At 66.4% G+C, this 24,360-nt stretch carries 21 protein-coding genes; 19 read left to right on the top strand and 2 right to left on the bottom strand.

The annotated features are described in order from the left end of the window. Positions 1-51 precede the first annotated feature (51 nt). The 6 genes from ILT42_RS04880 to ILT42_RS04855 all read left to right on the top strand — a co-directional run bounded on the left by ILT42_RS04880 (position 52) and on the right by ILT42_RS04855 (position 7,506). Positions 52-2,286 (top strand): TonB-dependent siderophore receptor, encoded by a 2,235-nt coding sequence (locus ILT42_RS04880; RefSeq protein WP_204214188.1) that lies wholly within the window; start codon positions 52-54, stop codon positions 2,284-2,286. Further along, complete coding sequence (locus tag ILT42_RS04875) at positions 2,280-3,119, top strand: ATP-binding cassette domain-containing protein (protein WP_204214187.1); 840 nt, start codon at positions 2,280-2,282, stop codon at positions 3,117-3,119. Before ILT42_RS04880 ends, ILT42_RS04875 begins: the two co-directional genes overlap by 7 nt. Beyond that, positions 3,116-4,006: an ABC transporter substrate-binding protein gene (locus tag ILT42_RS04870; RefSeq protein WP_204214186.1), complete on the top strand. Its 891-nt coding sequence runs from the start codon at positions 3,116-3,118 to the stop codon at positions 4,004-4,006. The genes ILT42_RS04875 and ILT42_RS04870 overlap by 4 nt, the downstream gene beginning before the upstream one ends. Then, a complete protein-coding gene (fhuB, locus tag ILT42_RS04865; protein WP_204214185.1) occupies positions 3,996-5,987 on the top strand; it encodes a Fe(3+)-hydroxamate ABC transporter permease FhuB in 1,992 nt (663 codons plus the stop codon). The genes ILT42_RS04870 and fhuB overlap by 11 nt, the downstream gene beginning before the upstream one ends. 25 nt (positions 5,988-6,012) lie before the next feature. Next, positions 6,013-6,819, top strand: coding sequence for a siderophore-interacting protein (locus ILT42_RS04860; protein WP_204214184.1), 807 nt, complete (start codon positions 6,013-6,015; stop codon positions 6,817-6,819). Positions 6,820-6,900: 81 nt separating this feature from the next. Then, positions 6,901-7,506, top strand: a complete 606-nt coding sequence (locus ILT42_RS04855; protein ID WP_267874392.1) for a cysteine hydrolase family protein — start codon at positions 6,901-6,903, stop codon at positions 7,504-7,506. Between the two features lie 4 nt (positions 7,507-7,510). Here the strand turns inward: ILT42_RS04855 and ILT42_RS04850 are convergent, their stop codons facing one another. Then, complete coding sequence (locus ILT42_RS04850) at positions 7,511-8,383, bottom strand: GGDEF domain-containing protein (RefSeq protein WP_204214183.1); 873 nt, start codon at positions 8,381-8,383, stop codon at positions 7,511-7,513. Positions 8,384-8,726: 343 nt separating this feature from the next. Here ILT42_RS04850 and ILT42_RS04845 point away from each other — a divergent pair, with 343 nt between their 5' ends. The 13 genes from ILT42_RS04845 (at position 8,727) to ILT42_RS04785 (ending at position 21,742) form a co-directional block, all read left to right on the top strand. Next, a complete protein-coding gene (locus ILT42_RS04845; protein WP_204214182.1) occupies positions 8,727-10,433 on the top strand; it encodes a sensor domain-containing diguanylate cyclase in 1,707 nt (568 codons plus the stop codon). Between the two features lie 221 nt (positions 10,434-10,654). Continuing rightward, positions 10,655-11,947 (top strand): urea ABC transporter substrate-binding protein, encoded by a 1,293-nt coding sequence (gene urtA, locus ILT42_RS04840; RefSeq protein WP_407664498.1) that lies wholly within the window; start codon positions 10,655-10,657, stop codon positions 11,945-11,947. A gap of 64 nt (positions 11,948-12,011) precedes the next feature. After that, positions 12,012-13,607, top strand: coding sequence for an urea ABC transporter permease subunit UrtB (gene urtB, locus ILT42_RS04835; protein WP_204214181.1), 1,596 nt, complete (start codon positions 12,012-12,014; stop codon positions 13,605-13,607). Beyond that, positions 13,604-14,734: an urea ABC transporter permease subunit UrtC gene (urtC, locus tag ILT42_RS04830; RefSeq protein ID WP_204214180.1), complete on the top strand. Its 1,131-nt coding sequence runs from the start codon at positions 13,604-13,606 to the stop codon at positions 14,732-14,734. The genes urtB and urtC overlap by 4 nt, the downstream gene beginning before the upstream one ends. Positions 14,735-14,738: 4 nt before the next feature. Further along, the gene (urtD, locus tag ILT42_RS04825; RefSeq protein ID WP_204214179.1) at positions 14,739-15,491 is read left to right on the top strand and encodes an urea ABC transporter ATP-binding protein UrtD; all 753 of its coding nucleotides are present in this window, start codon (positions 14,739-14,741) and stop codon (positions 15,489-15,491) included. Further along, positions 15,488-16,189 carry an urea ABC transporter ATP-binding subunit UrtE gene (urtE, locus tag ILT42_RS04820; RefSeq protein WP_204214178.1) on the top strand — a complete coding sequence of 234 codons (702 nt, stop codon included), beginning with the start codon at positions 15,488-15,490 and terminating at the stop codon, positions 16,187-16,189. The genes urtD and urtE overlap by 4 nt, the downstream gene beginning before the upstream one ends. Continuing rightward, a complete protein-coding gene (locus ILT42_RS04815; RefSeq protein ID WP_204214177.1) occupies positions 16,164-17,018 on the top strand; it encodes an urease accessory protein UreD in 855 nt (284 codons plus the stop codon). The genes urtE and ILT42_RS04815 overlap by 26 nt, the downstream gene beginning before the upstream one ends. Before the next feature lie 9 nt (positions 17,019-17,027). Next, on the top strand, positions 17,028-17,648 hold the full coding sequence (locus ILT42_RS04810; protein WP_204214176.1) for an urease subunit gamma: 621 nt from the start codon (positions 17,028-17,030) through the stop codon (positions 17,646-17,648). Beyond that, the gene (gene ureC / locus ILT42_RS04805) at positions 17,648-19,375 is read left to right on the top strand and encodes an urease subunit alpha (RefSeq protein ID WP_204214175.1); all 1,728 of its coding nucleotides are present in this window, start codon (positions 17,648-17,650) and stop codon (positions 19,373-19,375) included. Before ILT42_RS04810 ends, ureC begins: the two co-directional genes overlap by 1 nt. A gap of 1 nt (position 19,376) precedes the next feature. Continuing rightward, positions 19,377-19,868 carry an urease accessory protein UreE gene (locus ILT42_RS04800; RefSeq protein WP_204214174.1) on the top strand — a complete coding sequence of 164 codons (492 nt, stop codon included), beginning with the start codon at positions 19,377-19,379 and terminating at the stop codon, positions 19,866-19,868. Then, positions 19,861-20,544, top strand: a complete 684-nt coding sequence (locus ILT42_RS04795; RefSeq protein WP_204214173.1) for an urease accessory protein UreF — start codon at positions 19,861-19,863, stop codon at positions 20,542-20,544. The genes ILT42_RS04800 and ILT42_RS04795 overlap by 8 nt, the downstream gene beginning before the upstream one ends. Continuing rightward, positions 20,541-21,164 carry an urease accessory protein UreG gene (gene ureG / locus ILT42_RS04790; RefSeq protein WP_204214172.1) on the top strand — a complete coding sequence of 208 codons (624 nt, stop codon included), beginning with the start codon at positions 20,541-20,543 and terminating at the stop codon, positions 21,162-21,164. Before ILT42_RS04795 ends, ureG begins: the two co-directional genes overlap by 4 nt. An 11-nt stretch (positions 21,165-21,175) precedes the next feature. Then, positions 21,176-21,742 (top strand): HupE/UreJ family protein, encoded by a 567-nt coding sequence (locus tag ILT42_RS04785; protein WP_204214171.1) that lies wholly within the window; start codon positions 21,176-21,178, stop codon positions 21,740-21,742. Between the two features lie 208 nt (positions 21,743-21,950). Here ILT42_RS04785 and ILT42_RS04780 read toward each other — a convergent pair whose 3' ends face one another. Further along, entirely contained in the window at positions 21,951-24,287 is a 2,337-nt protein-coding gene (locus tag ILT42_RS04780; protein ID WP_204214170.1) for a Tex family protein, read from the bottom strand. Positions 24,288-24,360: the final 73 nt, after the last annotated feature.

Below are 24,360 nucleotides of genomic sequence, written 5' to 3'. Positions count from 1 at the left end.
CGATAGCACGCTAGCGTGACAACGCGGGTTTCAAGAGCGTAAGGACGGGACATGATCGAGGCGTCGACGGCAAGCGAAGCACGGGGACGGGATACGAAGGGGCGGTCCCCCGGATCCTCGAAACGGGCGCGGGCCTTCCTCAACCTGATGCTGGTGAGCACGGGCCTGAGCTCCGGGCTGGTCCTGCCGGCCCTCGCGCAGACCGCGCCGGCAGCCAATGGCGCGACGCAGCTCGAGACGATCACGGTCGAGGGGCAGGGCGAGACCGCAACCGGACCCGTCAACGGCTACGTGGCGACCCGCAGCGCCAGCGGCTCCAAGACCGACACGCCGGTCATCGAGACCCCGCAGGCGATCTCGGTCGTGGGACGCCAGCAGATCGAGGACCAGAGGGCGCAATCCGTGGTGGAGGCGACCCGCTATTCCCCCGGCATCCGGTCCGAGAGCTTCGGGTCGGACCCGCGCAACGACTGGTTCCTGATCCGCGGCTTCCCGGCCCAGACCTCGGGCTACTATCTTGACGGCCTGCAGCTCTATTCGACCTCGTTCGCCACCTTCAAGCTCGAGCCCTGGGGGCTGGAGCGCATCGAGGTCCTGCGCGGTCCGTCCTCGGTTCTCTACGGCGGCGGCAATCCGGGCGGCCTCATCAACGCCATCAGCAAGAAACCCACCACCACGCCGCAGGGCATGGTCGAGTTCGGCATCAACAATTACGGCAACGCCTACGGGGCCTTCGACGTCAGCGGCCCCCTGGCGGTCGGCGCGGGCGGCAACCAGCTGTTCTACCGCGTCCTCGGCCTCGGCCGGGTCGGCGGCACGCAGACCGAGTATACCGATGAGGACCGCGCCTTCATCGCGCCGAGCCTGACCTGGAAGCCCAACGACGACACGACGCTGACGATCCTGGGCTCGTATCAGCGCGACAAGACTAACGGCCAGAACTTCCTGCCTTACGTGGGTACGGTGGTGCCGGCCCCGTTCGGCCGCATCCCGACGAAGCTCTTCACCAGCAATCCGGGCTTCGACAAGTTCGAGCGTGAGCAGGCCATGATCGGCTATCAGCTCGAGCACCGGGTGAACGATGCTTGGACCGTGCGCCAGAACCTGCGCTACAATTACCTCAGCGTCGACTTCAACACGCTCTACGGCCTGGGCTACGCCTCGCCGCCGACCGCCTCAGAGGCGCTGCTCTCGCGCGGAAACTTCGTCACGACGCCCCGCGTGGGCCAGTTCACGGTGGACAACCAAGCCGAGGTGAAGTTCTCGACCGGCCCGCTGCAGCACACCATGCTGTTCGGCCTCGACTACAAGCGCTACCGGATCGACGACGAGCAGGGCTTCGAGATGGGCCCGTCGCTCAACCTCGTCTACCCCATCTACACGCCCGCTTTCCCGACGCTGTCGCGCTATACCTTGAGCAACATCGTCCAGAACCAGCTCGGCGCCTATGTGCAGGACCAGATCCGGTTCGACCGCTTCACCCTCGTGCTCAGCGGCCGTCATGACTGGGTGAACACCGACTCGAAGAACTATCTCTTCCCGGCGAGCAGCTTCGACGGCGACGAGCGCAAGTTCAGCGGCCGCGTCGGACTCATCTACAACACCGATTTCGGCCTGGCGCCGTACGTAGCCTATTCGAAGTCGTTCGATCCGCAGATCGGCCTCAACAGCGCCACCCAGCAGCCGCTGGCACCCGAGACCGGCGAGCAGATCGAGGCGGGCTTGAAGTACCAGCCTGTGGGCATGCGCAGCTTCGTCAGCGCCTCGGTGTTCAACCTGAAGCGCCAGAACGTCCTGACCACGGATCCGGCCAACATCCTCAACCAGATCCAGACCGGCGAGGTCCGCTCGCAGGGCATCGAACTCGAGGCGAACGCCAACCTTCTCGACGGCCTCGACCTCGTGGGGGCCTACACGGTCTACGACCTGGAAACCACGAAGGACCTGAACGTCGCCAATATCGGCAAGGTGCCGGTGGGCGTGCCGGAAAGCTTCGGGTCCCTGTGGCTGAACTATACGGTGCAGGACGGCACCCTGAAGGGCTTCGGCGTCGGCGCGGGCGTGCGCTTCGTCGGCCGTTCCTTCGCGGACCAGGCCAACACGTATCGCGTTCCGGGCTACACGGTGGCGGACGCGACGATTCACTACGAGCGCGACAATTGGCGCGCGGCCCTCAACGTGTCGAACCTGTTCGACGAGGTCTATGTCGGGTCGTGCTCGTCCACGAGCGCCTGCTTCTACGGCGACCGCCGCAAGGCGACCGTCAGCGTGAGCTATAAGTGGTAGCCGACACCGCGACATATCATGACGCGAAGCAGGACAGGCGGGGGCGCGATGCCCCCGCCGATCCTGTTTTCGAGGTGCGTGATGCAAGCTTTTCCATCGAAGGACGCACGCTCCTCGCGCCCACGAATCTCACCCTGGCGCGCGGCCGGGTCTACGGCATCATCGGCCATAACGGATCGGGCAAGTCGACCCTCCTGAAGCTCCTGGCGCGCCAGATGGCGCCCACCACCGGCCACATCGCGTTCGGCGGGTTGCCGCTGGACCGGCAGGGCGCGCGGGCCTTCGCCCGTCAGGTCGCGTACCTGCCGCAGACCGTCCCGGCCGCCACGGGCCTCACCGTGCGCGAGCTCGTGGGCTTCGGGCGCTATCCCTGGCACGGACCCTTGGGCAGGATGGGGCCGGAGGACCGGGCCCAGGTCAAGGAAGCCCTGCGCCTGTCCCAGGTCGAACCCCTCGCGGATCGCCTTGTCGACACCCTGTCGGGCGGTGAGCGCCAGCGCGCCTGGATCGCCATGCTGGTCGCCCAGAACAGCGCGTTCATCCTGCTCGATGAGCCGACCTCGGCCCTCGACCTCGCCCACCAGATCGATGTGCTGCGCTTACTGCGCGATCTCAGCCGCGAGCGGCGTCTGGGCGTCGTCGCGATCCTGCACGACATCAACATGGCGGCCCGGTTCTGCGACGAGCTGATCGCGCTGCATTCGGGTCGGATCCGGGCTCAGGGAGCACCGGACGACATCATGCACGGCGAGGTGCTGGAGCGGATCTACGGCATTCCCATGGGGGTTTTTCCCAACCCCGAGACCGGCGCTCCGATCGGCTACGCGCGATGACGGCAACCCGGCGCGGCATCCTCGGGGCGGCCCTGGCGCTTCCGGTCCTGATCGGGCGCGCCGGCGCGCAAGGCGCCGTTCCCACACGCGTCGCCGTGGTGGATTGGGGCCTGGCCTCGACCATGGTGAGTCTCGGGCTCGTCCCGGCCGGCGTCACGGAGATCGACCTCTACAACCGGTGGGTCTCCGAGCCCAAGCTCCCGGCAGGCGTCCAGGATCTGGGCCTGCGCACGGAGCCCAATATGGAGGCACTGGCGTCCCTGCGGCCCGACCTCATCGTCACCACGCCGTTCAGCGCGTCCGTCATCCCCATGATGGAGCGCATCGCCCCGACCCTGTCGCTCGGCACCTTCATGCCGGGCGCCGAGCCGCTGGAGCGCTCGCGTGTGGTGACGCGCGAACTGGCCAAGCGACTTGGGGCCGAAGCCCAGGCCGGGAGCCTTCTCGACCGGATCGAAGGCTCCTTCGATTCCTTGCGCCGCCGCCTCGGCGACCGGCCCCGCAGGCCGATCCTGCTCGCGACCTTCTCGGATGCGCGCCATGCCCGCGTCTACGGGACGAACAGCCTTTTCGGCAACGTGCTGGCGCGGCTCGGCCTCTCCAATGCATGGCAGCGCCCCACCACGTTCTGGGGCTTTTCGGTGGCCGACACCGAGGCCGTCGCGGCCTACCCGGAGGCTCAGCTCTTCTATCACGATCCGACGTCGCCCGATGTCCTGCGCGGGTTCGCGGGGGATGGCCTGCTCGGGCATCTGCCCATCGTGCGGGCCGGCCGCGCATACCGCCTGCCGGCCGTATGGGCCTACGGCGACGTGGTGGCGGCGGAGCGGTTCGCAACCGTCCTCGTCGATGCGCTCGTGGCACGGGACGGCTCCCATGCAGGCTGAGTTGCGTGCGCATCGCGCCGTGCTGCTCACCGGCGCCGTCATGGCGCTGGCGGTCGGGCTCGTGCTCGTTCGCGCCGCCGGGTATCTTCCGCCCTCGTCCTGGTTCGCCGCGGCGTTTCATCCGAACGCCGAGAATGTGCGCGAACTGATCTTCCACTACAGCAGCCTGCCGCGTCTCGTGACGGCGCTTCTGTGCGGGATGGGGCTCGGCCTCGCCGGCGCCTTGTTCCAGCACATCCTGCGCAATCCCCTCGCGTCGCCCACGACGCTCGGCGTGGAGGCGGGCGCACAACTCGCGCTGACGATCGCCACGGTCTGGGCGCCCTTCCTCCTGGGCGGCGGTCGCGAGATGGTGGCTCTCGCGGGCGGTCTCGCGAGCACGGGGGTGATTTTCGCGGTCGCTTGGGCGCGGGGTTTCTCATCCCTGTCCCTCGTGCTGACCGGTCTCATCACGGGGCTCTTCTGCGGCTCGCTGACGGTGGCGATCCGGCTCCTGAACCAGGAATACATCACGTCCCTATTCATCTGGGGCGCCGGGTCCCTGTCGCAGCAGGACTGGTCCGTGGTGCTCTACCTGCTGCCGCGGGTCGCCGCCGCGATGGCGGTCACGGCTTTGATCGCCCGGCCGCTGAACCTCCTGACCCTCGACGACACCAGCGCCGGGAGCCTTGGAGTGTCGCTGCCGCTGTTGCGGGGCGGAGGGCTCCTGCTCGCCGTGTTCCTTACCTCCACGGTCACGTCGGCGGTCGGCGTCATCGGGTTCATCGGCCTTGCGGCTCCCCAGGTGGCGCGCCTGTCCGGCGCCCGGCGTCTGCGCGACCGGCTGATCCTTTCGCCCCTCATCGGCGGGTTCCTGCTGGTGATCGTCGATCAATGCGTACAGGCCGCGAGCGGCGAATTCGCGGAGCTCCTGCCCACCGGCGCCGTGACGGCCCTGTTCGGCGCGCCCCTTCTTCTCTGGCTCCTGCCCCGCCTTCGCCTGGCAGGCGCCGGGTGGCTCGCCGAAAGAGCCACCGCCCCGGCGCGCAGGGCGCGGCAGACGCCCCTGTTCGCCATATTGAGCGGCCTCCTCATCCTGGCCGTCATCGTGGCGGCGGTCGTCGGGCGCGGGCCGGATGGCTTTGCCGTTGCGGACGCGGACACGTTCGCGCTTCTGGCGCCCTGGCGCCTGCCCCGGGTGGCCGTGGCGCTCATGGCGGGCGCCATGCTGGCGGTCGCCGGGGTGCTGATCCAGCGGCTGACGCAGAACCCCATGGCGAGCCCCGAGATCCTGGGGATCGGAACGGGCGTCGCCCTGGGGCTCATTGTGGCCATGATCCTGAGCCCGGCGCCAAGTCGGAGCTTGCAATTCGCCACAGGGTCGGCGGGCGCGCTCGCCGTGCTGGCGCTGCTGCTGTGGAGCGGCGTCCGGTCCCGGTTCTCGCCCGATTTCCTTCTGCTCACCGGCATCGCGCTCAGCGCCTTCATGGACGCGCTGGTGGTCAGCTTCCTCGCGGTGGGCGATCCCCGGGCTTCGCAGCTCCTGGCCTGGATCGCGGGCTCGACCTATCGGGCCGATGACGGCTCGGCCGGGATGACGCTGGCGGTGGCCATGCCGCTCCTGGCCGCTGCCCCGCTCCTGTCGCGCTGGCTCGACATCCTACCCCTCGGCGAGGATGCGGCGCGGGGTCTCGGGGTCGACCTGCGCTTGGCGCGCTTTTCCCTGATGCTGCTCGCGGCGCTTCTCACGGCGGCGGCGGTCCTGGTCACGGGACCGTTGAGCTTCGTCGGACTCGTCGGCCCTCACCTGGCCCGCATGCTCGGCCTGAACCGGGCGCTGCCACAGCTCGCCGCCGCCGCTCTGATCGGCGCCGTCCTCATGGTGAGCGCGGATTGGGTCGGACGGCTCGTCATCTACCCGCTCCAACTCCCCGCCGGCGTCGTCGCGGCGCTGATCGGGGTTCCATACCTCATCTGGCATCTCATGCGCCGCGAGAGGTGACGGTCATGTTTCGAGGATATTTGCCATGTCACGCGTGAAGTCCGCCCCCGCCCGCAAGCTCGATCTGCTGGTGCTGCACGTCCTGCGCGTGCGCGACCTGACGCCGAACATGCGTCGCGTCGTGCTGGGCGGCGAAGGCTTGGCCCGGTTCGACGTGCCCCGGAATGCCCTCGGGCCCTACGTGAAGCTGCTGATCCCGCCCAGGGGGCTGGACACGCCGGCTTGGCCGATCCTGGAGGCGGACGGCCGCCTCACCTGGCCGGAACCGGACCGACGCCCGGTCATGCGAACCTACACCGTTCGCCACCTCGACCCATCCACCCGCGAGCTGCACATCGATTTCGTTCTCCACGGCGATTCCGGGATCGGCTCCCGCTGGGCCGCCGACGCCGCACCGGGTACGCCGGTGGGGATCTGGGGGCCGGGCTGCGTGACGGCGCAGAACATCGACTGGTACTTGCTGGCAGGCGATCACACGGCGCTTCCCGCCATCGGGTTCATTCTTGAGAACCTGCCCCCGGACGCCAAGGGGCAGGCCTTCATTCAGGTGCCGAGCCGCGCGGACGAACTGCCCCTGGTCGGCCCGAAGGGGCTTTCCGTGACCTGGCTTCACGGCCATGGGCGCGGCGAGGCCCAAAGCCTGCTCGATGCCGTGCGGTCGGCCGCCTGGCCCGAGGGGCGCCCGCTGGTCTGGGCCGGAGCCGAGGCGTCGCTGGCCCGGGCGATCCGCCTCTATGCCCGCAAGGAACGCAGGCTCGACCGGGATCAGTGCCACATCCTGAATTACTGGAAGAGCGGCGCCCCGGAGGGGTCATTCGACTATGGGGGCTGAACCCCGGCCGCCGGCTCTCGAGGTCTCAGGAACACAGGCCTCTCCCGTCCGTTTCCAGGAGCGAATTTTCGGGAGCAAGGCTTGTCTGACCTACGGCACGGACCTCTTTCATCCAGCACCATCCACCTGTGCGTCGACATGCAGAAGCTGTTTTCCTCGGAGGGGCCCTGGCCGGCTCCCTGGATGGAGCGCGTGCTGCCGACGGTGACGAGGATCGCCGAGCGCTACGCGGACCGGACCGTCTTCACGCGGTTCATCCCGCCCGAGAAGCCGGAGGACATGCCGGGCCAATGGCGGGCCTATTACGAGCACTGGCGTCAGGCCACACGGGCCGTTCTCGATCCGGACCTGCTCAACCTCATGCCGTCCCTGGCGCGTCTCACGCCGCCGGCCGCGGTGCTCGACAAGCCGGTCTACTCGCCCTTCACGGGCCACAGGCTCCTGAATCTCCTGCGGTCCCAGGGCACGGACACCCTGGTGATCACCGGCTCGGAGACCGACATGTGCGTGCTCGCGACCGCTTTGGGCGCGGTGGATCACGGGTACCGGGTCGTACTGGTCTCGGATGCCCTGTGCAGCTCGTCCGACGAAGGGCACGATAGCCTGCTCAGCCTGTATTCCAAGCGGTTCAGCCACCAGATCGAGACCCTCGACAGCGAGCGGCTGTTCTCCGAATGGAGGGCCTGAGCCGTCAGGCCTCCGACGCCTCCGTCGCGACCACCCGGTTGCGGCCCTGGTTCTTGGCCTCGTAGAGCATCTCGTCGGCCCGCGCGATGACCGGCGTGATGGCGGTCTCGCCGGGTTGCTGAATGGCTACGCCGAAGCTGGCCGTCACGGTGCCCTTCGCCAGGGGCGAGACGCTCAGGGCCGCGATCCCGCTCCTCAGCTTCGAGGCGATTTCGGTGGCCTCGGTCAGGTTGATGTTCGGCAGTACAATGCAGAACTCCTCGCCGCCGGTGCGGGCAAAGCTGCAGGCGGACGGGATCGCCTCCCGCACGTGCCGGGCGACCGAGATCAGGGCCGCGTCCCCGACGGCGTGGCCCCAGTGATCGTTGATCGATTTGAAGCGGTCGAGGTCGAACAGGATGACGGAGAGCGGCTCTCCCGTTTTCGCGGCGCGCCCCAGGTGCTCGTTGGACCGGTTCATGAGCCACCGACGGTTGCCGATCCCCGTCAGCGCGTCGGTGTCGGCCGCGCGGGCGAGGTTGTAGATGGCCTTGTCGAGATCGACGAGAGTGTCCTGAACCTGCGCGAGCATCACCCCGGCCTCGTCCGTGAACCCCGTGGGGAGCGCCGGAAGCGACCGCTGCTCGCGATAGGATCGGAGCGCCGAAGATGTCAGACGAAGCGGCGCCAGCATCCCATGGACCAGGTAGAGGGTCATCCCCGTGCCCGCCAACGTTGCCAGCAAGAGGATCAGCAGCTCGATCCAGAACGTCTGGTCGAAGCTTCCTCGGACGAAGAGCATGAAGACGCAGAACGCGATCAGCGGAACATGCGTGCCGACGAAGCAAATCAGCAGGATCCGCCCCCGATAGCCGCGCGGCCACGGCAAGCGGTTCATCAGGGAATAAATCTGGAGCGATGGGCGATTGGGTGCAAACATATCGAAAGCTCGGGAGACGGAAACGCCATTACCAAAACTCAAAGGAAAAGTCAGTGCAAAAGAAATGACTCACGGGATACAGCAAAGTGATCGACATATACTGAGTTTTGTTATAACATACGATATATTTATATCGAAATTGCTCTGATCTTGTGTCGAAAGCCGAAATAAGACTTGGCAGAGGTCGCTTCGAGACGAGTGTAAGCCTTCAGGCAAATGAAGTTACATCCGGGCCGATGAATGCTAAGACAGGTGGGATAAACCTGGCCCAACCGAGACAGCGGAAGACGGACGACAAGAGATGGTGCGCAGGCTCTCCCTCCGGTCCCAGATTACCATCCTGGTCGGTCTCCTGTGCTTCGGCCTGGCCTGCGCGCTCGCGCTCAGCTCGGCTTATATCGCGCGCGAACGGGCGATCGGGCGGATCACGCAAGCGTCGACCGTGGCCGCCCAGACCCTCGCCAACATCCTGGATCAGGGGATGGCCGAGCGATACCGGGAGGTGCGCAACATCGCCCAGCTCCTGCCGCTGCGGGAGATCTGGAACCGGGACCCGGCGGAGATCCGTCCGGTCCTGGAGCAACTGAAGGTCTCGTTTCCGGCCTATGCCTGGATCGGCTTCGCCAGGCCCGACGGCACGGTCCATGCCGCCACCTACCGGATGCTGGAGGGCCAATCCGTGGCGGCCCGTCCCTGGTTTCAGGACGGTCTGCATGGTCCCGCCGTGGGCGATGTCCACGAGGCCAAACTGCTGGCGGGCATCCTGGGTCCCTCTCCGGACAACGAGCCGTTCCGTTTCGTGGATGTGGCGGCACCCGTCCATAACCGGGACGGTACCTTGGCGGGGGTCCTCGGCGCCCATCTGAGTTGGAGCTGGGCAAGCGAGATGCGAGGCGACCTGTTGAACCAGTCGCGCAACCCGGATCAGGAGATCTGGATCCTGTCCGGGGACGGCACCGTGCTTCTGGGACCCAAAACCGGCACCAAGCCCTTCACCGAACCTCAGGTGCGGGCCATGCTCCGCCAGACGTCGGGTGCCTTCGAGGACACCCGGGACGGCCAGGTCTTCCTGACGGGCTACGCCGTGGCGGACGGGTACCGGGATTATCCCGGATTCAACTGGATCATTCTATCCCGGCAGCCGAAGCAGGTGGCCTTCGCCTACGCCCAGCAGATTGCCGCCACCATCCTGGCCCTCGGCTTCGCGGTGGCGCTTATGGGGATCCTCGCGACGTCTCTGATCGCCGCAAAACTGGTCAAGCCTCTGCAGATTCTGACCGATGCGGCCGACCGGATCGGCCGCGATCCGAGCGTGCGCGCGTTCCCACGGGTGGGTGGATCGCGGGAGGTCGCCCGTCTGGCCTCGTCCCTGCGCTCTCTGATGCGGCGGGCGGGCCTCGCCGAGCGGCGCGTGCTGGAAACCGAGCAGCGGTCGCAAGCCGCGCACGCCCAGCACGAGAAGGATCTGACGGCGCTGCGCAGCTTGGCCGAGACCGACGCATTGTCGGGACTTCTCAACCGTCGTGGCTTCGACCTTTTCAGCCAGGATGCCGTGGACCAGTTCCAGCGGTACGGCCGGAACTTCGCGGTCCTCATGGCCGACATCGATTTCTTCAAGAAGGTGAACGACACCTACGGTCACGCGGCCGGCGACGAGGCGATCCGCGCCATTGCCCGCACCTTGAGCGAGCACCTGCGCCCCACCGACAAGGTCGCTCGCTTCGGAGGCGAGGAGTTCGTGGTCCTGATCCGCGAGATCGGCCAGGAGGGGGTTCTGACGGTCGCCCAGAACCTGCGCCGGGCCGTGGAGCTGCAGGATATCGTGTCCGGCGAGCATCGTTTTTCCGTAACGATCAGCATTGGCGGAGCGTTGATCGGCCCCGCCGACCGCGATGTCCAAGACCTGATCGAGCGGGCTGACGTAGCCCTCTACGGGGCCAAGACCAGCGGCCGGAACCGGGTCGTGATCGATGGGCTCGGGCCTCGGCTGGCGAGCTCTGCCGCCTGACGCCAGATCCGCTTCTGCAACAATTTCATGCAGCCTCATTATTAGGCATCAGCCGTTTTTGTAGCCGATGAGCCTGCGCCCACGCTGCTTTCCGGCCTAGGCCATACTGGCCGGCAGGCTCGCACGCCGCCTCCGCGGCGCCAGCCGAGCCCAGCTGGCACGGGCCTTGCATCGTCTCCTGCGCCGCACTGGGGGCAGCCCAGGCAAGGGGAGACATCAGGATGTCGATGTTAGGCAAGGCAGTGAAAGGCGCGCGGTGGCTCGCGGCCTCGGCGTTGATCGCCGGAACCATGGCCGGCGCCGCGCAGGCGCAGGAGACCATCAAGGTTGGAATTCTTCATTCGCTCTCGGGCACCATGGCGATCAGCGAGACCACGCTGAAGGACGCCATGCTGATGCTCATCGAAGAGCAGAACAAGAAGGGCGGAATCCTCGGCAAGAAGCTTGAGGCGGTCGTCGTCGACCCGGCCTCCAACTGGCCGCTCTTTGCCGAAAAGGCCCGCGAGCTCATCAGCAAGGACAAGGTCGTGGCCGTGTTCGGCTGCTGGACGTCGGTGTCCCGCAAGTCCGTGCTGCCGGTGTTCAAGGAGCTGAACAGCATCCTGTTCTACCCGGTCCAGTACGAGGGCGAGGAGAGCGAGCGGAACGTGTTCTACACGGGCGCGGCTCCCAACCAGCAGGCCATCCCGGCGGTCGACTACCTCGCCAAGGAGGAAGGCGTCCAGCGTTGGGTGCTCGCGGGCACGGACTATGTCTATCCGCGCACGACCAACAAGATCCTTGAGGCCTATCTCCTGGCCAAGGGCGTGAAGCCCGAGGACATCATGATCAACTACACGCCGTTTGGTCATTCCGACTGGCAGACCATCGTGGCCGACATCAAGAAGTTTGGCTCGGCGGGCAAGAAGACCGCCGTGGTGTCCACCATCAACGGCGACGCCAACGTGCCGTTCTACAAGGAACTCGGCAACCAGGGCGTCAAGGCGACCGACATCCCGGTCGTGGCCTTCTCGGTGGGCGAGGAAGAACTCGCCGGCATCGACACCAAGCCCCTCGTCGGCCACCTTGCCGCCTGGAACTACTTCCAGTCCGTCGATACGCCGGACAACAAGGCCTTCATCGAGAAGTGGAAGGCCTTCACGAAGAACGACAAGCGCGTCACCAACGATCCGATGGAAGCGCATGTGATCGGCTTCAACATGTGGGTCAAGGCCGTCGAGAAGGCCGGCACCACCGAGCCCGACAAGGTCATCGACTCCATCGTGGGCATCCAGGTCCCGAACCTGACTGGCGGCGTGTCGGAGATGCTCCCCAACCACCACATCACCAAGCCCGTCCTCATCGGCGAGATCAAGGACAACGGCCAGTTCGACGTGGTGTGGAAGACCGAAGGTCTCGTTCCGGGCGACGCCTGGTCGAAGGAGCTCGATGGTTCCAAGGACCTCGTGGCCGACTGGAAGACCCTCAAGTGCGGTAACTACAACACCGTCACGAAGAAGTGCGGCGGCGCTTAAAATCGCCTGATGACCGAGGGCGGCATTTGCCGCCCTCGTTCCCTGTCTCATTAAAGTTCATGTCATGATGATCTTACGCGACAGCCTGCGGGCCCTTCTCGTGCTCCTCGCCCTGTCCTGGGCCTCTGTCGCCATGGCGGGTCCTTACGAAGACGCGCTGCAGAAATTCACCACCGACAGCTACGCCGACACGGACACGGCCATCGTGGGCGTCGCATCGAGCGGCAACCCTCAGGCCTTGGCCGTGGTCGAGGCCCTGCGCGACGGCCGGTTGTTGGCCGGGGCAGGGCGCGTCGTCATCCGTGATGCCTCCGGCGCCATGACCGATGCGGCGACCGGACAAGCGATCGCCGGGGCCGCGCCCGCCGACCTCAAGCCCGTGCGGGTCAACAACCGGGTGCGCCGGGCGATCGAGGCGGCGCTCGGCAGCATGACCCTGATGAGCCCCGATGCGGGCAAGCGCCTCGATGCGGCCAGGGCCGTCTTCCGCTCGAAGGACGCCGCCGCGCTCCCGATCCTCGATCAGGCGCTTGCGCAGGAAAAGGACGCAACCGTCAAGACGATCCTCGAAGAGGCGCGCGCCGCCATTCTTCTGAGCGCTCCCGACATTTCATCCGCAGACCGGATCGCCGCCATCGGCGTGCTCAAGGCCCGGGGCAACCAGGATGCGCTGGCACTCCTGTCGTCCGTCACCGGCGCGCCCGAGGTTGTCGAGGCGGCTCAAGCCGCCGCCGCCGGTATCCGCTCACGGCTCGAATTGTGGAACGCCCTGCAGAATGTCTGGTACGGCATTTCGCTCGGATCGGTTCTGTTGCTGGCCGCCATCGGGCTTGCCATCACGTTCGGAACGATGGGCGTCATCAACATGGCCCATGGCGAGATGGTCATGATCGGCGCCTACACCACCTTCGTGGTGCAGGAGATCATCCGCACCCAGATGCCGGGGTTGTTCGGCGCTTCGCTGTTCATCGCGCTTCCCCTGGCCTTCGTGGTTGCGGGCGGCATCGGCATTCTCATCGAGCGCACGGTGATCCGTTTCCTCTACGGTCGCCCGCTGGAGACGCTGCTCGCCACTTGGGGCCTCTCGCTCATGCTGCAGCAGGCGGTGCGCTCCATCTTCGGGCCGACGAACCGGGAGGTCGGGACCCCGGCCTGGATGAGCGGCGCGCTCGAACTCGGGGGCTTGAGCCTCACCTATAACCGCATCGCCATCGTGATCTTCGCCTTCGGGGTTTTCGCGGCGCTGCTCCTCGTGATGCGCTACACCTCGCTCGGCCTCTTCGTGCGCGCCGTGACGCAGAACCGCCGGATGGCGGGCTCGATGGGCATCCGCACCAACCGTATCGACGCGCTCGCCTTCGGCCTGGGCTCCGGCGTCGCGGGGATTGCCGGCGTGGCGCTCTCCCAGATCGACAATGTGAGCCCCAATCTCGGCCAGGGTTACATCATCGACAGCTTCATGGTGGTGGTGTTCGGCGGCGTGGGCAATCTCTGGGGCACATTGGTGGGCGCCATGACGCTCGGCATCGCCAACAAGCTGCTGGAGCCTTATGCGGGTGCGGTTCTGGGCAAGATCGTGCTGCTCATTGCCATCATCCTGTTCATCCAGAGACGGCCGCGAGGGCTCTTCGCCCTCAAGGGAAGGGCGGTGGAAGCATGAGCCAGGTTTTCGACCGCCGCACCATCGTGGTTCTCGTGCTGCTCGCCGCTGCCGCGATCCTCGTGCCCGCCATGAACATGCTGGCGGCGCCGGGGTCGGCCTTCCATCTGTCCGATCACCTCGTGCCCCTGCTCGGCAAGTATCTCGCCTTCGCGTTGCTGGCGCTCTCCGTGGATCTCGTGTGGGGCTATTGCGGCATCCTCTCCCTCGGCCACGGCGCGTTCTTCGCGCTCGGCGGCTATGCCATGGGCATGTATCTCATGCGCCAGATCGGTGCGCGGGGCGTCTATGCCAACCCGACCCTGCCGGACTTCATGGTGTTCCTGAACTGGAAGGAACTGCCCTGGTTCTGGTACGGCTTCGACTGGTTTCCCTTCGCGATGCTCATGGTTCTCCTGGTGCCGGGGCTGCTCGCCTTCGTGTTCGGCTGGTTCGCGTTTCGCTCCCGCGTCACGGGCGTGTATCTGTCCATCATCACCCAGGCCATGACCTTCGCGCTCATGCTGGCCTTCTTCCGGAATGACATGGGGTTTGGTGGCAATAACGGCCTCACCGATTTCAAGGACATCCTGGGTTTTCCGATCCAGGCCGCCTCGACGCGGGTCGTCCTGTTCGTCGCATCGGCGGTGGCGCTCGCGGGCGGCTACCTGCTCTGCCGCTGGATCGTCACCTCCAAGCTCGGCAAAGTGCTGGTGGCCGTGCGCGATGCGGAAAGCCGGACCCGCTTCCTCGGCTACCGGGTCGAGCATTACAAGCTGGCGGTCTTCACCCTGTCGGCCATGCTGGCGGGCGTGGCGGGCGCCCTCTACGTGCCCCAAGTCGGCATCATCAACCCGGGCGAGTTCGCCCCCGCCAATTCCATCGAGGTCGTGATCTGGGTGGCGGTCGGCGGGCGTGGCACCCTGGCAGGCGCGATCCTGGGAGCTCTCGTTGTGAATGCGGGCAAGACGTGGTTCACCGGTGCGTTGCCGGAACTTTGGCTCTTCGCGCTCGGCGGCCTTTTCGTCTTCGTCACGCTCCTGATGCCCAAGGGCATCCTCGGCACGGCGGAGGAATGGTGGGAGCGCGCACGGCGGAAACCGAAGGCCGGGGTTGCTCCCGATGCGCTTCCGAGCGCGGCGGAGTAGGGTCATGAACGCACCTGTCACCCCCACGCTGCTCTATCTCGACAACGTCACGGTCTCGTTCGACGGCTTTCGCGCCCTAAACGCCTTGTCGCTGGCCATCGACCACGCGGAGATGCGCGCGATCATCGGTCCGAACGGCGCCGGCAAGACCACCATGATGGACGTGATCACGGGCAAGACCCGTCCCAATGAAGGCACGGCGCTCTTTGAGGGATCCTACGATCTCACGAGCCTGGACGAGGCCGACATCGCCCAGCTCGGCATCGGCCGCAAGTTCCAGACGCCCACGGTCTTCGACATGCATTCCGTCGAGGACAACATCCTGCTGGCGCTCAAGGACGACCGCAGGCCGTTCCCGACCCTGTTCTCGCGCCGAACCAGGCTGGAACGTGAGCGGATCGATGCTCTGTTGGAGCGGGTGCGCCTCACGGGACATCGGCACCGCAAGGCATCCGAGTTGTCCCACGGACAGAAGCAATGGCTCGAGATCGGCATGCTGCTGGCGCAGGAGCCTAAGCTCCTGCTCGTGGACGAGCCCGCGGCCGGGATGACGGATCAGGAAACCGCCGATACCGCCGATCTTCTGCGTGACATCGCCAAAACGCGCGCTGTGGTCGTTGTTGAACACGACATGACCTTCGTGCGGGACCTGGGCGTGAAGGTCACGTGCCTGCACGAAGGCTCGGTCCTGGCGGAAGGGTCGCTCGACGCGGTGAGCGCGGATGAGCGCGTAATCGAGGTGTATCTGGGCCGATGACAGCTCTCTCCGTCGAAAACATCTCTCTCTATTACGGTGCGGCCCAGGCGCTTCGCGGCGTGTCCGTAGGCGCCGAGATCGGTGAGGTCACCTGCGTGCTGGGACGCAACGGGGTCGGCAAGACGTCGCTCCTGCGCGCCATTGCGGGTCATCGCCCTATCGCGGGCGGCGCAATCCGTTTCGAGGGCCACGACATCACGAAGCTCAAGCCCTTCGAACGCGCCGCGCTCGGCATCGCGTACGTGCCGCAGGGGCGGGAAATTTTCCCATTGCTGACCGTGAAGGAAAACCTGGAAACAGGTTTCGCGCCGCTCAAGCGAGGGGAGAAGACGATTCCCGAAGAGATTTTCGAGCTGTTCCCGGTCCTGAAATCCATGCTCGGACGGCGCGGGGGCGATCTTTCGGGTGGGCAGCAGCAGCAACTCGCCATTGGGCGCGCCCTCGTGACGCGGCCCCGCCTTCTCGTGCTCGACGAGCCGACGGAAGGCATTCAGCCGTCCATCATCAAGGATATCGGCCGGGCGATCACCTACTTGCGCGAGCGCAAGGATATGGCCATCCTGCTGGTCGAGCAGTATTTCGATTTCGCGCGGGATCTGGCCGACCGCTTCGTGGTGATGGAGCGCGGCGAGATCGTCCACCAGGGCGACCGCGCGGCGCTTGAGGGGGACGATGTACGTCAGCGCCTGGCCTTCTGACGGCCTTGCCCGCACGACGAGCCTGACCCGGCAACGGGCGATCGGCCGCGTCGCGTTCAGCGCCCAATATTTCAGCGGATACACCAAGCCCGGACGGATCTCCGAGAGCGGATCCATGCGCGTGCGCATGCCCCGCCATGACGGGAAGGGGTTGGAGGCGGTTCTCGTCAACACGGCGGGCGGCATCGCCTGCGGCGACCATTTCTCCATCGCGGTCGCGGCCGGTCCTGACGCCTTCGTGACGGTCGCGACGCCCGCCGCCGAGAAGGTCTATCGCTCGGATGGGCCCGTGGCCGAAGTATCGGTCGACCTGACGCTGGGCCCTGGCTCCCGCATGGACTGGATGCCGCAAGAGACGCTTCTGTTCGATCAGGCGCGTCTGGCGCGCAAGCTTTGCGCCGCCATGCCGGACGACGCTTCCCTGTCGGTGTTCGAGGCCGTCGTCTTCGGCCGCGCGGCGCGACGGGAGGTCATCACGGACGGCCTATTCGAGGATCGCTGGCGCATCCAGCGCGGCGGGCGGCTGATCTACGCCGATACCTTGAAGCTCAGCGGCCCGATCTCCGAACTCCTCGCCCGGCCGAGCGTCGCGGGCGGGCGGCATGCCCTCGCCACCTTCCTCCACGTGGCGCCCGATGCGGAGGCGCGGCTGGAGGAGGCCCGGCAATATCTTGTCTCCACGGATGAATGCGAGGCGGCCGCCAGCGCCTGGAACGGCATGCTGGCCGTGCGCTTCTGCGCCGCTGGCGTTGAGGCCTTGCGCCGATCCGCCTGCCCGTTTCTTGTCTCCTTCCGCCATGCGCCCCTGCCGCGCGTGTGGCTCAGCTAAGGCTCGCCCATGAATTTGACGCCCCGAGAGAAAGACAAGCTGCTCGTCGCCATGGCCGCCATGGTGGCCCGCCGCCGCCTGGAGCGCGGCGTGAAGCTCAACCACCCGGAGGCTGTGGCCCTCATCACCGACACGGTGGTGGAGGGCGCGCGGGATGGGCGCTCGGTGGCGGATCTCATGGAGGCCGGCGCGCATGTGATCTCCGCCGACCAGGTGATGGAGGGCGTTGCCGAGATGATCCACGACATCCAGGTGGAGGCGACGTTCCCGGACGGCACGAAGCTCGTCACGGTGCATCATCCGATCCGAGGGCGGCCATCGGCCGATATCCCGGGCGAGGTGATCACGCCGGAGGGCGAGATTGTGTTCAATGAGGGCGCTGATCGCACCGTTCTCACGGTGGCGAATACGGGCGATCGGCCGATCCAGGTCGGCAGCCATTACCATTTCTTCGAAACCAACCCAGCGCTTGCCTTCGAGCGGGATAAGGCGCGCGGCATGCGCCTCGATATCGCGCCCGGCACGGCGGTGCGGTTCGAGCCCGGCGCCACGCGGGAGGTCGCCCTGGTGCCGCTGTCGGGCAAGCGCGAGGTCTACGGTTTCCGCCAGGACGTGATGGGAGCGCTCTGATGCAAAACGACCGCAAGCCCTCGTCGCTTCCACGCGCCGCCTATGCGGGCATGTTCGGCCCCACCAAAGGCGACAAGGTGCGCCTCGCCGATACGTCCCTCGTCATCGAGGTCGAGCGCGACTTCACCACCTATGGCGAGGAGGTGAAGTTCGGCGGCGGCAAGGTAATCCGCGACGGCATGGGGCAGAGCCAGGTGTCCCGCCGGGAAGGTGCCGTCGACACCGTGATCACCAACGCGGTCATTCTCGACCATTGGGGGGTCGTGAAGGCCGATATCGGCATCCGGGACGGGCGTATCCTGGCTATCGGCAAGGCCGGCAATCCGGATGTGCAGCCGGGCGTCGACATCATCATCGGTCCGGGCACGGAGGTGATCGCGGGCGAGGGCAAGATCATCACGGCGGGCGGATTCGATTCGCATATCCACTTCATCTGCCCGCAGCAGATCGAGGAGGCGCTGGTGTCCGGCGTCACCACCATGCTCGGCGGCGGCACGGGCCCGGCGACGGGCACCTTCGCCACCACCTGCACGCCCGGCCCCTGGCACATGGCCCGGATGATCGAGGCGGCGGAGGCCTTCCCGATGAATCTTGCCTTTTCGGGCAAGGGGAATGCGTCCAAGCCGGCAGCCCTCGAGGAGATGATCCTCGCCGGAGCCTGCGCGCTGAAGCTGCACGAGGATTGGGGCACCACCCCCGCCGCCATCGATTGCTGCCTCGGCGTCGCCGACGAATACGACATCCAGGTGATGATCCACACGGATACGCTCAACGAATCCGGTTTCGTGGAAGATACCATCGCGGCCTTCAAGGGCCGCACCATCCATGCCTTCCACACGGAGGGCGCGGGCGGCGGCCATGCGCCGGACATCATCAAGGTGGCGGGGCTGCCCAACGTGCTGCCGTCCTCCACCAACCCGACGCGGCCCTACACAATCAACACCATCGACGAGCATCTCGACATGCTCATGGTGTGCCACCATCTATCGCCCTCGATCCCGGAGGATCTGGCTTTCGCCGAGAGTCGCATCCGCAAGGAGACCATCGCGGCGGAGGACATTCTCCACGATATCGGCGCGCTCTCCATGATGTCGTCCGACAGCCAGGCCATGGGCCGGGTCGGCGAGGTGGTGATCCGCACCTGGCAAACCGCCCACAAGATGAAGGTGCAGCGCGGCCCGCTGCCCGGCGAGACCGGCGACAACGACAACCTGCGCGCCCGCCGCTATATCGCCAAATACACCATAAACCCGGCCATCGCCCACGGCATCTCGGCCCATGTGGGCTCGGTCGAGAAGGGCAAACTTGCCGATCTCGTGGTGTGGACGCCCGCCTTCTTCGGGGTGAAGCCCGATCTCGTGATCAAGGGCGGAGCCATCGCGGCGGCGCCCATGGGCGATCCCAACGCCTCGATCCCGACCCCGCAGCCGGTGCATTATAGGCCCATGTTCGGCGCCTTCGGCCGGGCACTCGCCACCACGTCCGTCACCTTCGTGTCGAAGGCCTCCATCGATGCGGGGCTCGCGGCGAAACTCCATGTGCAGAAGCCCTTAATCGGTGTCGAGAACGTGCGCGGCGGCATCGGCAAGAAGGACATGGTGCTCAACAACGCGACCCCGCATATCGAGGTCGATCCCGAAACCTACGACGTGCGCGCCGACGGGGAGCTTCTGGTCTGCGAGCCCGCCCAATCCCTGCCCATGGCGCAGCGCTATTTCCTGTTCTGAGATGATCCGCGCCACCACCATCCTTCGTCACGATGCTGTCGAGCCCGACCGCATCGTCGATGTCATCACCCTCGATCACGGCGACCGGCACCGCCGTCGCATCGCACTCACGGCCGATGGCGGAACACGCTTCCTGCTCGACCTCGACCGTGCCGATGTGCTGGAGGACGGCGACGCCATCGCGCTCGACACCGGCTGGCTCGTGGAGGTGAGGGCCGCGCCTGAGAAGCTCGTGGAGATCACGAGCGCCGATCCTCTGCACCTGCTCACCCTCGCCTGGCATATCGGCAACCGCCACGTGCCCGCCGAGATCGGCCGCGACGCGATCCATATCGGCTATGATCATGTCCTGGTGGAGATGCTGGAGGGTCTCGGCGCGACGGTGAGGATCGTGGAGCGGCCCTTCCGCCCCGTGCGCGGCGCCTATCACCATCACGAGTCCGGTGGCCATCACGATCATGGCCACCATCACCAGGGGCACGGCCATGGCTGACCGGTCCTCTGATCTCCAAGCCGTGCTACCACTCTTCGCGTGGCTGTCGCCGTCCTACCCCGTGGGGTCGTTCGCCTACTCGCACACCTTGGAGTGGGCCGTTGAGGTCGGCGACGTGACCCGGGACGACTCGCTCATCGCGTGGCTGACCGATTTCATGACTCTCGGCGCGGGCCGCACCGATGCCATCCTCCTCTGCCATGCCTGGCGCGCGTCCGCCATGGGCGACAGGACGATGCTGCGGGAGGTCAACGACCTCGCCCTTGCGCTGTCGCCTTCCGCCGAGCTGCATCTCGAAACCAGCCAACAGGGCCGTTCCTTTCTCGATGCCACGCTCGCGGCTTGGCCCACCCCCGGGCTCATGGACATCGAAAGCGAGGTTGCCTTCCCTGTTTCTGTCGGTATGGCCGCTGCGGCTCACGGCATTCCATTGCCCGTCACGGTGCAGGCTTACCTGTTCGCTCTCGTACAGACGCTCGTTTCCGCCGCGATTCGCCTCGCGCCCATCGGCCAGACGGCGGGGACTCGCGTCACCGCCGCCATGGGGGCGGTCGTACGGGAGGTCGCGGGCGTGGCCGAGCGCCTGTCCCTCGACGATGTCGGCGGCGCAACCTTCCGGGCCGATCTCGGCTCCTTCCACCACGAAAACCAGTACACGAGGCTTTTTCGCTCATGACCTCCTCCACCGGACCACTCCGCGTCGGCATCGGCGGGCCTGTCGGCTCGGGCAAGACGGCACTCATGGAAGCCCTGTGCAAGGCCTTCCGCCAGCGCTACGACATCTGCGCTATCACCAACGACATCTACACCAAGGAGGACGCGCGCCTGCTCACGGTGGCCGAAGCGCTGCCCGAGGAGCGCATCATGGGCGTGGAGACCGGCGGCTGCCCGCACACAGCCATCCGCGAGGACGCGTCAATCAACCTGGCCGCCATCGCCACCATGCGCAAGCGCTTCCCCGCCCTCGACATCGTGCTGGTGGAATCCGGCGGCGACAACCTCGCGGCGACTTTCTCGCCCGAACTCGCGGATCTCACGATCTATGTCATCGATGTAGCGGGCGGCGAGAAAATTCCCCGCAAAGGAGGTCCCGGCATCACGCGGTCCGACCTGCTCGTAGTCAACAAGATCGATCTCGCCCCCTATGTAGGCGCGGATCTCTCCGTTATGGAAGAGGATACCCGGCGCATGCGCGGGCAGCGTCCTTACGTGTTCAGTAACGTGCGCGGCGGCATCGGGGTCGATGCGGTCGCTCAATTCATCGAGGAGGCAGGCGGCCTGAAAGCCGCCGCTTGAGAGGAAACCCCATGAAGCGCATCGTTCTTTCAGCCGCATTGTCGTTCGCAGCCGCTCCCGCCTTCGCCCATACGGACGTCGGCACGGTATCCGACTTCGCCCACGGTTTCCTGCATCCCATTGGCGGGCTCGACCACGTGCTCGCCATGGTGACGGTGGGCTTGTTGGCGGCACTGCTCGGTGGGCGCGCCCTGTGGGCCGTGCCCTTGAGCTTTGTCGGCATGATGATCGTCGGCGGCGCGCTCGGCTTCATGGGCGTCGAGGTGCCGGCGGTCGAAACCGGCATCCTGGCCTCCATCGTCATCCTCGGCGCGGTCGTCGCCCTCGGCAGGCCGCTACCGGTCGGGCTCGCCATGGCCCTCGTCGGCGTCTTCGCGATCTTCCATGGCTATGCGCACGGAGCCGAGATGCCGATGGAATCCGGCGCCATCGGCTACAGCATCGGCTTCGCGCTCGCGACGGCATTGCTGCACGGCGCGGGCATCCTGGCGGGGCTTGCAGCCTTCGGTCACCGCAGCCTCATCCGCTTCGCGGGCGGCGCGGTGGCGGCGACCGGGCTAGTGTTGGCTTTGGTTTGACTCGCGTTCATCCTCCCCTCAAAGATCGGGTTTGCCCGATCTTCGCTTCCAGGTGCGCAAGTCGAGAACACCCGACTTGCGGTGGGGGAGGATCGGCCAACGGCCGAGGTGGGGTGAAATCACAACGCTGATCGATGCCGCGCTTCCCACCCCATCCAGCCGCTTTCGCGGCGACCTTCCCCCTCGAGGGGAAGGTGTTGTGGTGGTGCTACCTTTTCTTCCCAGCATCCATGCCCGCCTTGCGGAACGCGTCCGCGAAGGCGTTGCCGCCCGATGCGCCGCCTTTCGCAGGAGCGCTCTTCGGCGCGGCGCGCGAAAGATCCTTGCCCGTGCCGCGCCCGTCCTTGGCCGCCATCGCGGCCTGCCGGTTCGTCGGATCATCCAGGCGCATGGTGAGCGCGATGCGCTTGCGGGGCTTGTCGACTTCCAGCACCTTCACCTTCACGATGTCGCCGGGCTTCACCACGGTGCGCGGGTCCTTCACGAAGGTGTTGGACAAGGCCGAGATGTGCACGAGGCCGTCCTGGTGTACGCCCACATCCACAAAGGCCCCGAAGGCAGCGACGTTCGTCACGACGCCTTCCAGGAGCATCCCGGCGCGCAGGTCGTCGATCTTCTCCACGCCGTCCTTGAAGGTCGCGGTCTTGAATTCCGGACGCGGGTCGCGGCCCGGCTTTTCGAGTTCGCTCAGGATGTCCTTGACGGTCGGCACACCGAACTTGTCGTCCGTGAACTGCTCCGGCCGCAAGGGTTTGATGAGGCTGCCGTTTCCGATCAGCACCTTGATGTCGCTCTTCGTGGCCTCGATGATCCGCCGCACCACCGGATAGGCTTCCGGGTGCACGCCGGAGGAATCGAGCGGATCGTCGCCGTTGGGGATGCGCAGGAAGCCCGCCGCCTGCTCGAAGGTCTTGGGGCCGAGGCCGGTGACGGCCGAGAGGCCTTTGCGAGTCTTGAACGGGCCATTGCTGTCCCGGTGGGACACGATGTTTTGCGCGACCCAGTCGCTGAGGCCCGACACGCGGGAGAGCAGCGGCGCGGAGGCGGTGTTGAGGTCGACGCCCACGGCGTTCACGCAATCCTCCACCACGGCGTCCAGGGAGCGCGAGAGCTTGTGCTCGGCCAGATCGTGCTGATACTGCCCGACGCCGATGGATTTCGGGTCGATCTTCACGAGCTCCGCCAGGGGATCCTGCAGGCGGCGCGCGATGGAGACCGCGCCGCGCAAGGAAACGTCGAGGCCCGGAAGTTCCTGGCTCGCGAAAGCTGAGGCCGAATAGACCGAGGCGCCCGCCTCCGACACCATCACCTTCGTGAGCTTGAGGTCAGGGTTCTTCTCCACCAGTTCGGCCGCGAGCTTGTCGGTCTCGCGGGAGGCGGTGCCGTTGCCGATGGCGATCAGCTCCACCTTGTGCACGCGGCACAGGCGCGAGAGCGCGTTCAGCGAATCGTCCCACTGGCGCTTCGGCTCGTGCGGATAAATCGTGTCCGTGGCCACGACCTTGCCGGTGGAATCCACCACCGCCACCTTCACGCCGGTGCGGTAGCCGGGATCGAGACCCAGCGTCGCGCGGGTGCCGGCGGGGGCGGCCAGCAGCAGGTCGCGCAGGTTCCCGGCGAACACCTTCACGGCCTCGTCCTCGGCGAGCTGCCAGAGCTTCATCTTCATGTCGAGTTCGGTGGAGAAGCGCAGCTTCGTGCGCCAGGCCCAGCGCACCGTGTCCATCAGCCACCTGTCGCCGGGGCGGCCCTTGTCTGTGACGCCCGCCGCCAGCGCGATGCGGCCTTCATAGGGGCTGATGTAGCCCGGCTCGGCGCTGTCCTTGTCCTCTTCCATCTTCAGGTCGAGGATTTCCTCTTTTTCCCCCCGGAAAAGCGCCAGGATCCGGTGTGAGGGTAGTTTGGGAAGCGGCTCGGCGAAATCGAAGTAGTCGGCGAACTTGGCGCCGTCCGTCTTCTTGCCGTCGCGCACCTTGGAGGTCAGGCGGCCGCGCTGCCAATAGCTGTCGCGCAGCGCGCCTAAAAGCTCCGCATTCTCGGCGAAGCGCTCGACCAGGATCGAGCGAGCGCCCTCCAGCGCCGCCTCCGGCGTCGCCACGTCCTTGTCGGGATTCACGAAGGCGGCGGCCTGTTCCTTGGGATCACGCTCCGGTGACGCCAGGAGCGCGTCGGCCAGGGGCTCGAGCCCGGCTTCCCGGGCGATCTGAGCCTTGGTGCGGCGCTTGGGCTTGTAGGGCAGGTAGAGGTCTTCCAGGCGGGCCTTCGTGTCCGCCTGATTGATCTGGGCCGCGAGCTCGTCCGAGAGCTTGCCCTGCTCCCGGATGGAATCAAGTACGGTCTTGCGGCGGTCCTCCAGCTCGCGGAGATAGCGCAGGCGCTCCTCCAGGGTACGCAGCTGGGTGTCGTCCAGGGTGCCGGTCACTTCCTTCCGGTAGCGGGCGATGAAGGGCACCGTGGAGCCGCCGTCCAGGAGATCGATGGCGGCCTTGACCTGCCACTCCTGGGCGTTCAGCTCGCCCGCAATGCGTTGACCGATGGATAGCATGACAAACCTCGCCTCACGTCCGGGCGGCGCTTCTACGGTGCGCTTCGGGGTCGGGTCAATCGCGGGGGCGGGA

Source organism: Microvirga pudoricolor (genome assembly GCF_016892705.1).
GTDB lineage: Bacteria > Pseudomonadota > Alphaproteobacteria > Rhizobiales > Beijerinckiaceae > Microvirga > Microvirga pudoricolor.
This window is presented reverse-complemented; position numbering and strand designations above follow the sequence as displayed.

What these genes read in the sequence shown, in the direction of transcription:
- ILT42_RS04815 (WP_204214177.1), top strand. Translation starts at nt 16,164, where the DNA reads ATGTACGTCAGCGCCTGGCCTTCTGACGGCCTTGCCCGCACGACGAGC.
- ILT42_RS04845 (WP_204214182.1), top strand. Translation starts at nt 8,727, where the DNA reads ATGGTGCGCAGGCTCTCCCTCCGGTCCCAGATTACCATCCTGGTCGGT.
- ILT42_RS04795 (WP_204214173.1), top strand. Translation starts at nt 19,861, where the DNA reads ATGGCTGACCGGTCCTCTGATCTCCAAGCCGTGCTACCACTCTTCGCG.
- ILT42_RS04860 (WP_204214184.1), top strand. Translation starts at nt 6,013, where the DNA reads ATGTCACGCGTGAAGTCCGCCCCCGCCCGCAAGCTCGATCTGCTGGTG.
- ureC (WP_204214175.1), top strand. Translation starts at nt 17,648, where the DNA reads ATGCAAAACGACCGCAAGCCCTCGTCGCTTCCACGCGCCGCCTATGCG.
- ILT42_RS04810 (WP_204214176.1), top strand. Translation starts at nt 17,028, where the DNA reads ATGAATTTGACGCCCCGAGAGAAAGACAAGCTGCTCGTCGCCATGGCC.
- ILT42_RS04800 (WP_204214174.1), top strand. Translation starts at nt 19,377, where the DNA reads ATGATCCGCGCCACCACCATCCTTCGTCACGATGCTGTCGAGCCCGAC.
- urtE (WP_204214178.1), top strand. Translation starts at nt 15,488, where the DNA reads ATGACAGCTCTCTCCGTCGAAAACATCTCTCTCTATTACGGTGCGGCC.
- urtD (WP_204214179.1), top strand. Translation starts at nt 14,739, where the DNA reads ATGAACGCACCTGTCACCCCCACGCTGCTCTATCTCGACAACGTCACG.
- urtC (WP_204214180.1), top strand. Translation starts at nt 13,604, where the DNA reads ATGAGCCAGGTTTTCGACCGCCGCACCATCGTGGTTCTCGTGCTGCTC.
- ureG (WP_204214172.1), top strand. Translation starts at nt 20,541, where the DNA reads ATGACCTCCTCCACCGGACCACTCCGCGTCGGCATCGGCGGGCCTGTC.
- ILT42_RS04780 (WP_204214170.1), bottom strand. Translation starts at nt 24,287, where the DNA reads ATGCTATCCATCGGTCAACGCATTGCGGGCGAGCTGAACGCCCAGGAG.
- ILT42_RS04880 (WP_204214188.1), top strand. Translation starts at nt 52, where the DNA reads ATGATCGAGGCGTCGACGGCAAGCGAAGCACGGGGACGGGATACGAAG.
- urtA (WP_407664498.1), top strand. Translation starts at nt 10,655, where the DNA reads ATGTCGATGTTAGGCAAGGCAGTGAAAGGCGCGCGGTGGCTCGCGGCC.
- ILT42_RS04850 (WP_204214183.1), bottom strand. Translation starts at nt 8,383, where the DNA reads ATGAACCGCTTGCCGTGGCCGCGCGGCTATCGGGGGCGGATCCTGCTG.
- ILT42_RS04870 (WP_204214186.1), top strand. Translation starts at nt 3,116, where the DNA reads ATGACGGCAACCCGGCGCGGCATCCTCGGGGCGGCCCTGGCGCTTCCG.
- ILT42_RS04785 (WP_204214171.1), top strand. Translation starts at nt 21,176, where the DNA reads ATGAAGCGCATCGTTCTTTCAGCCGCATTGTCGTTCGCAGCCGCTCCC.
- fhuB (WP_204214185.1), top strand. Translation starts at nt 3,996, where the DNA reads ATGCAGGCTGAGTTGCGTGCGCATCGCGCCGTGCTGCTCACCGGCGCC.
- urtB (WP_204214181.1), top strand. Translation starts at nt 12,012, where the DNA reads ATGATGATCTTACGCGACAGCCTGCGGGCCCTTCTCGTGCTCCTCGCC.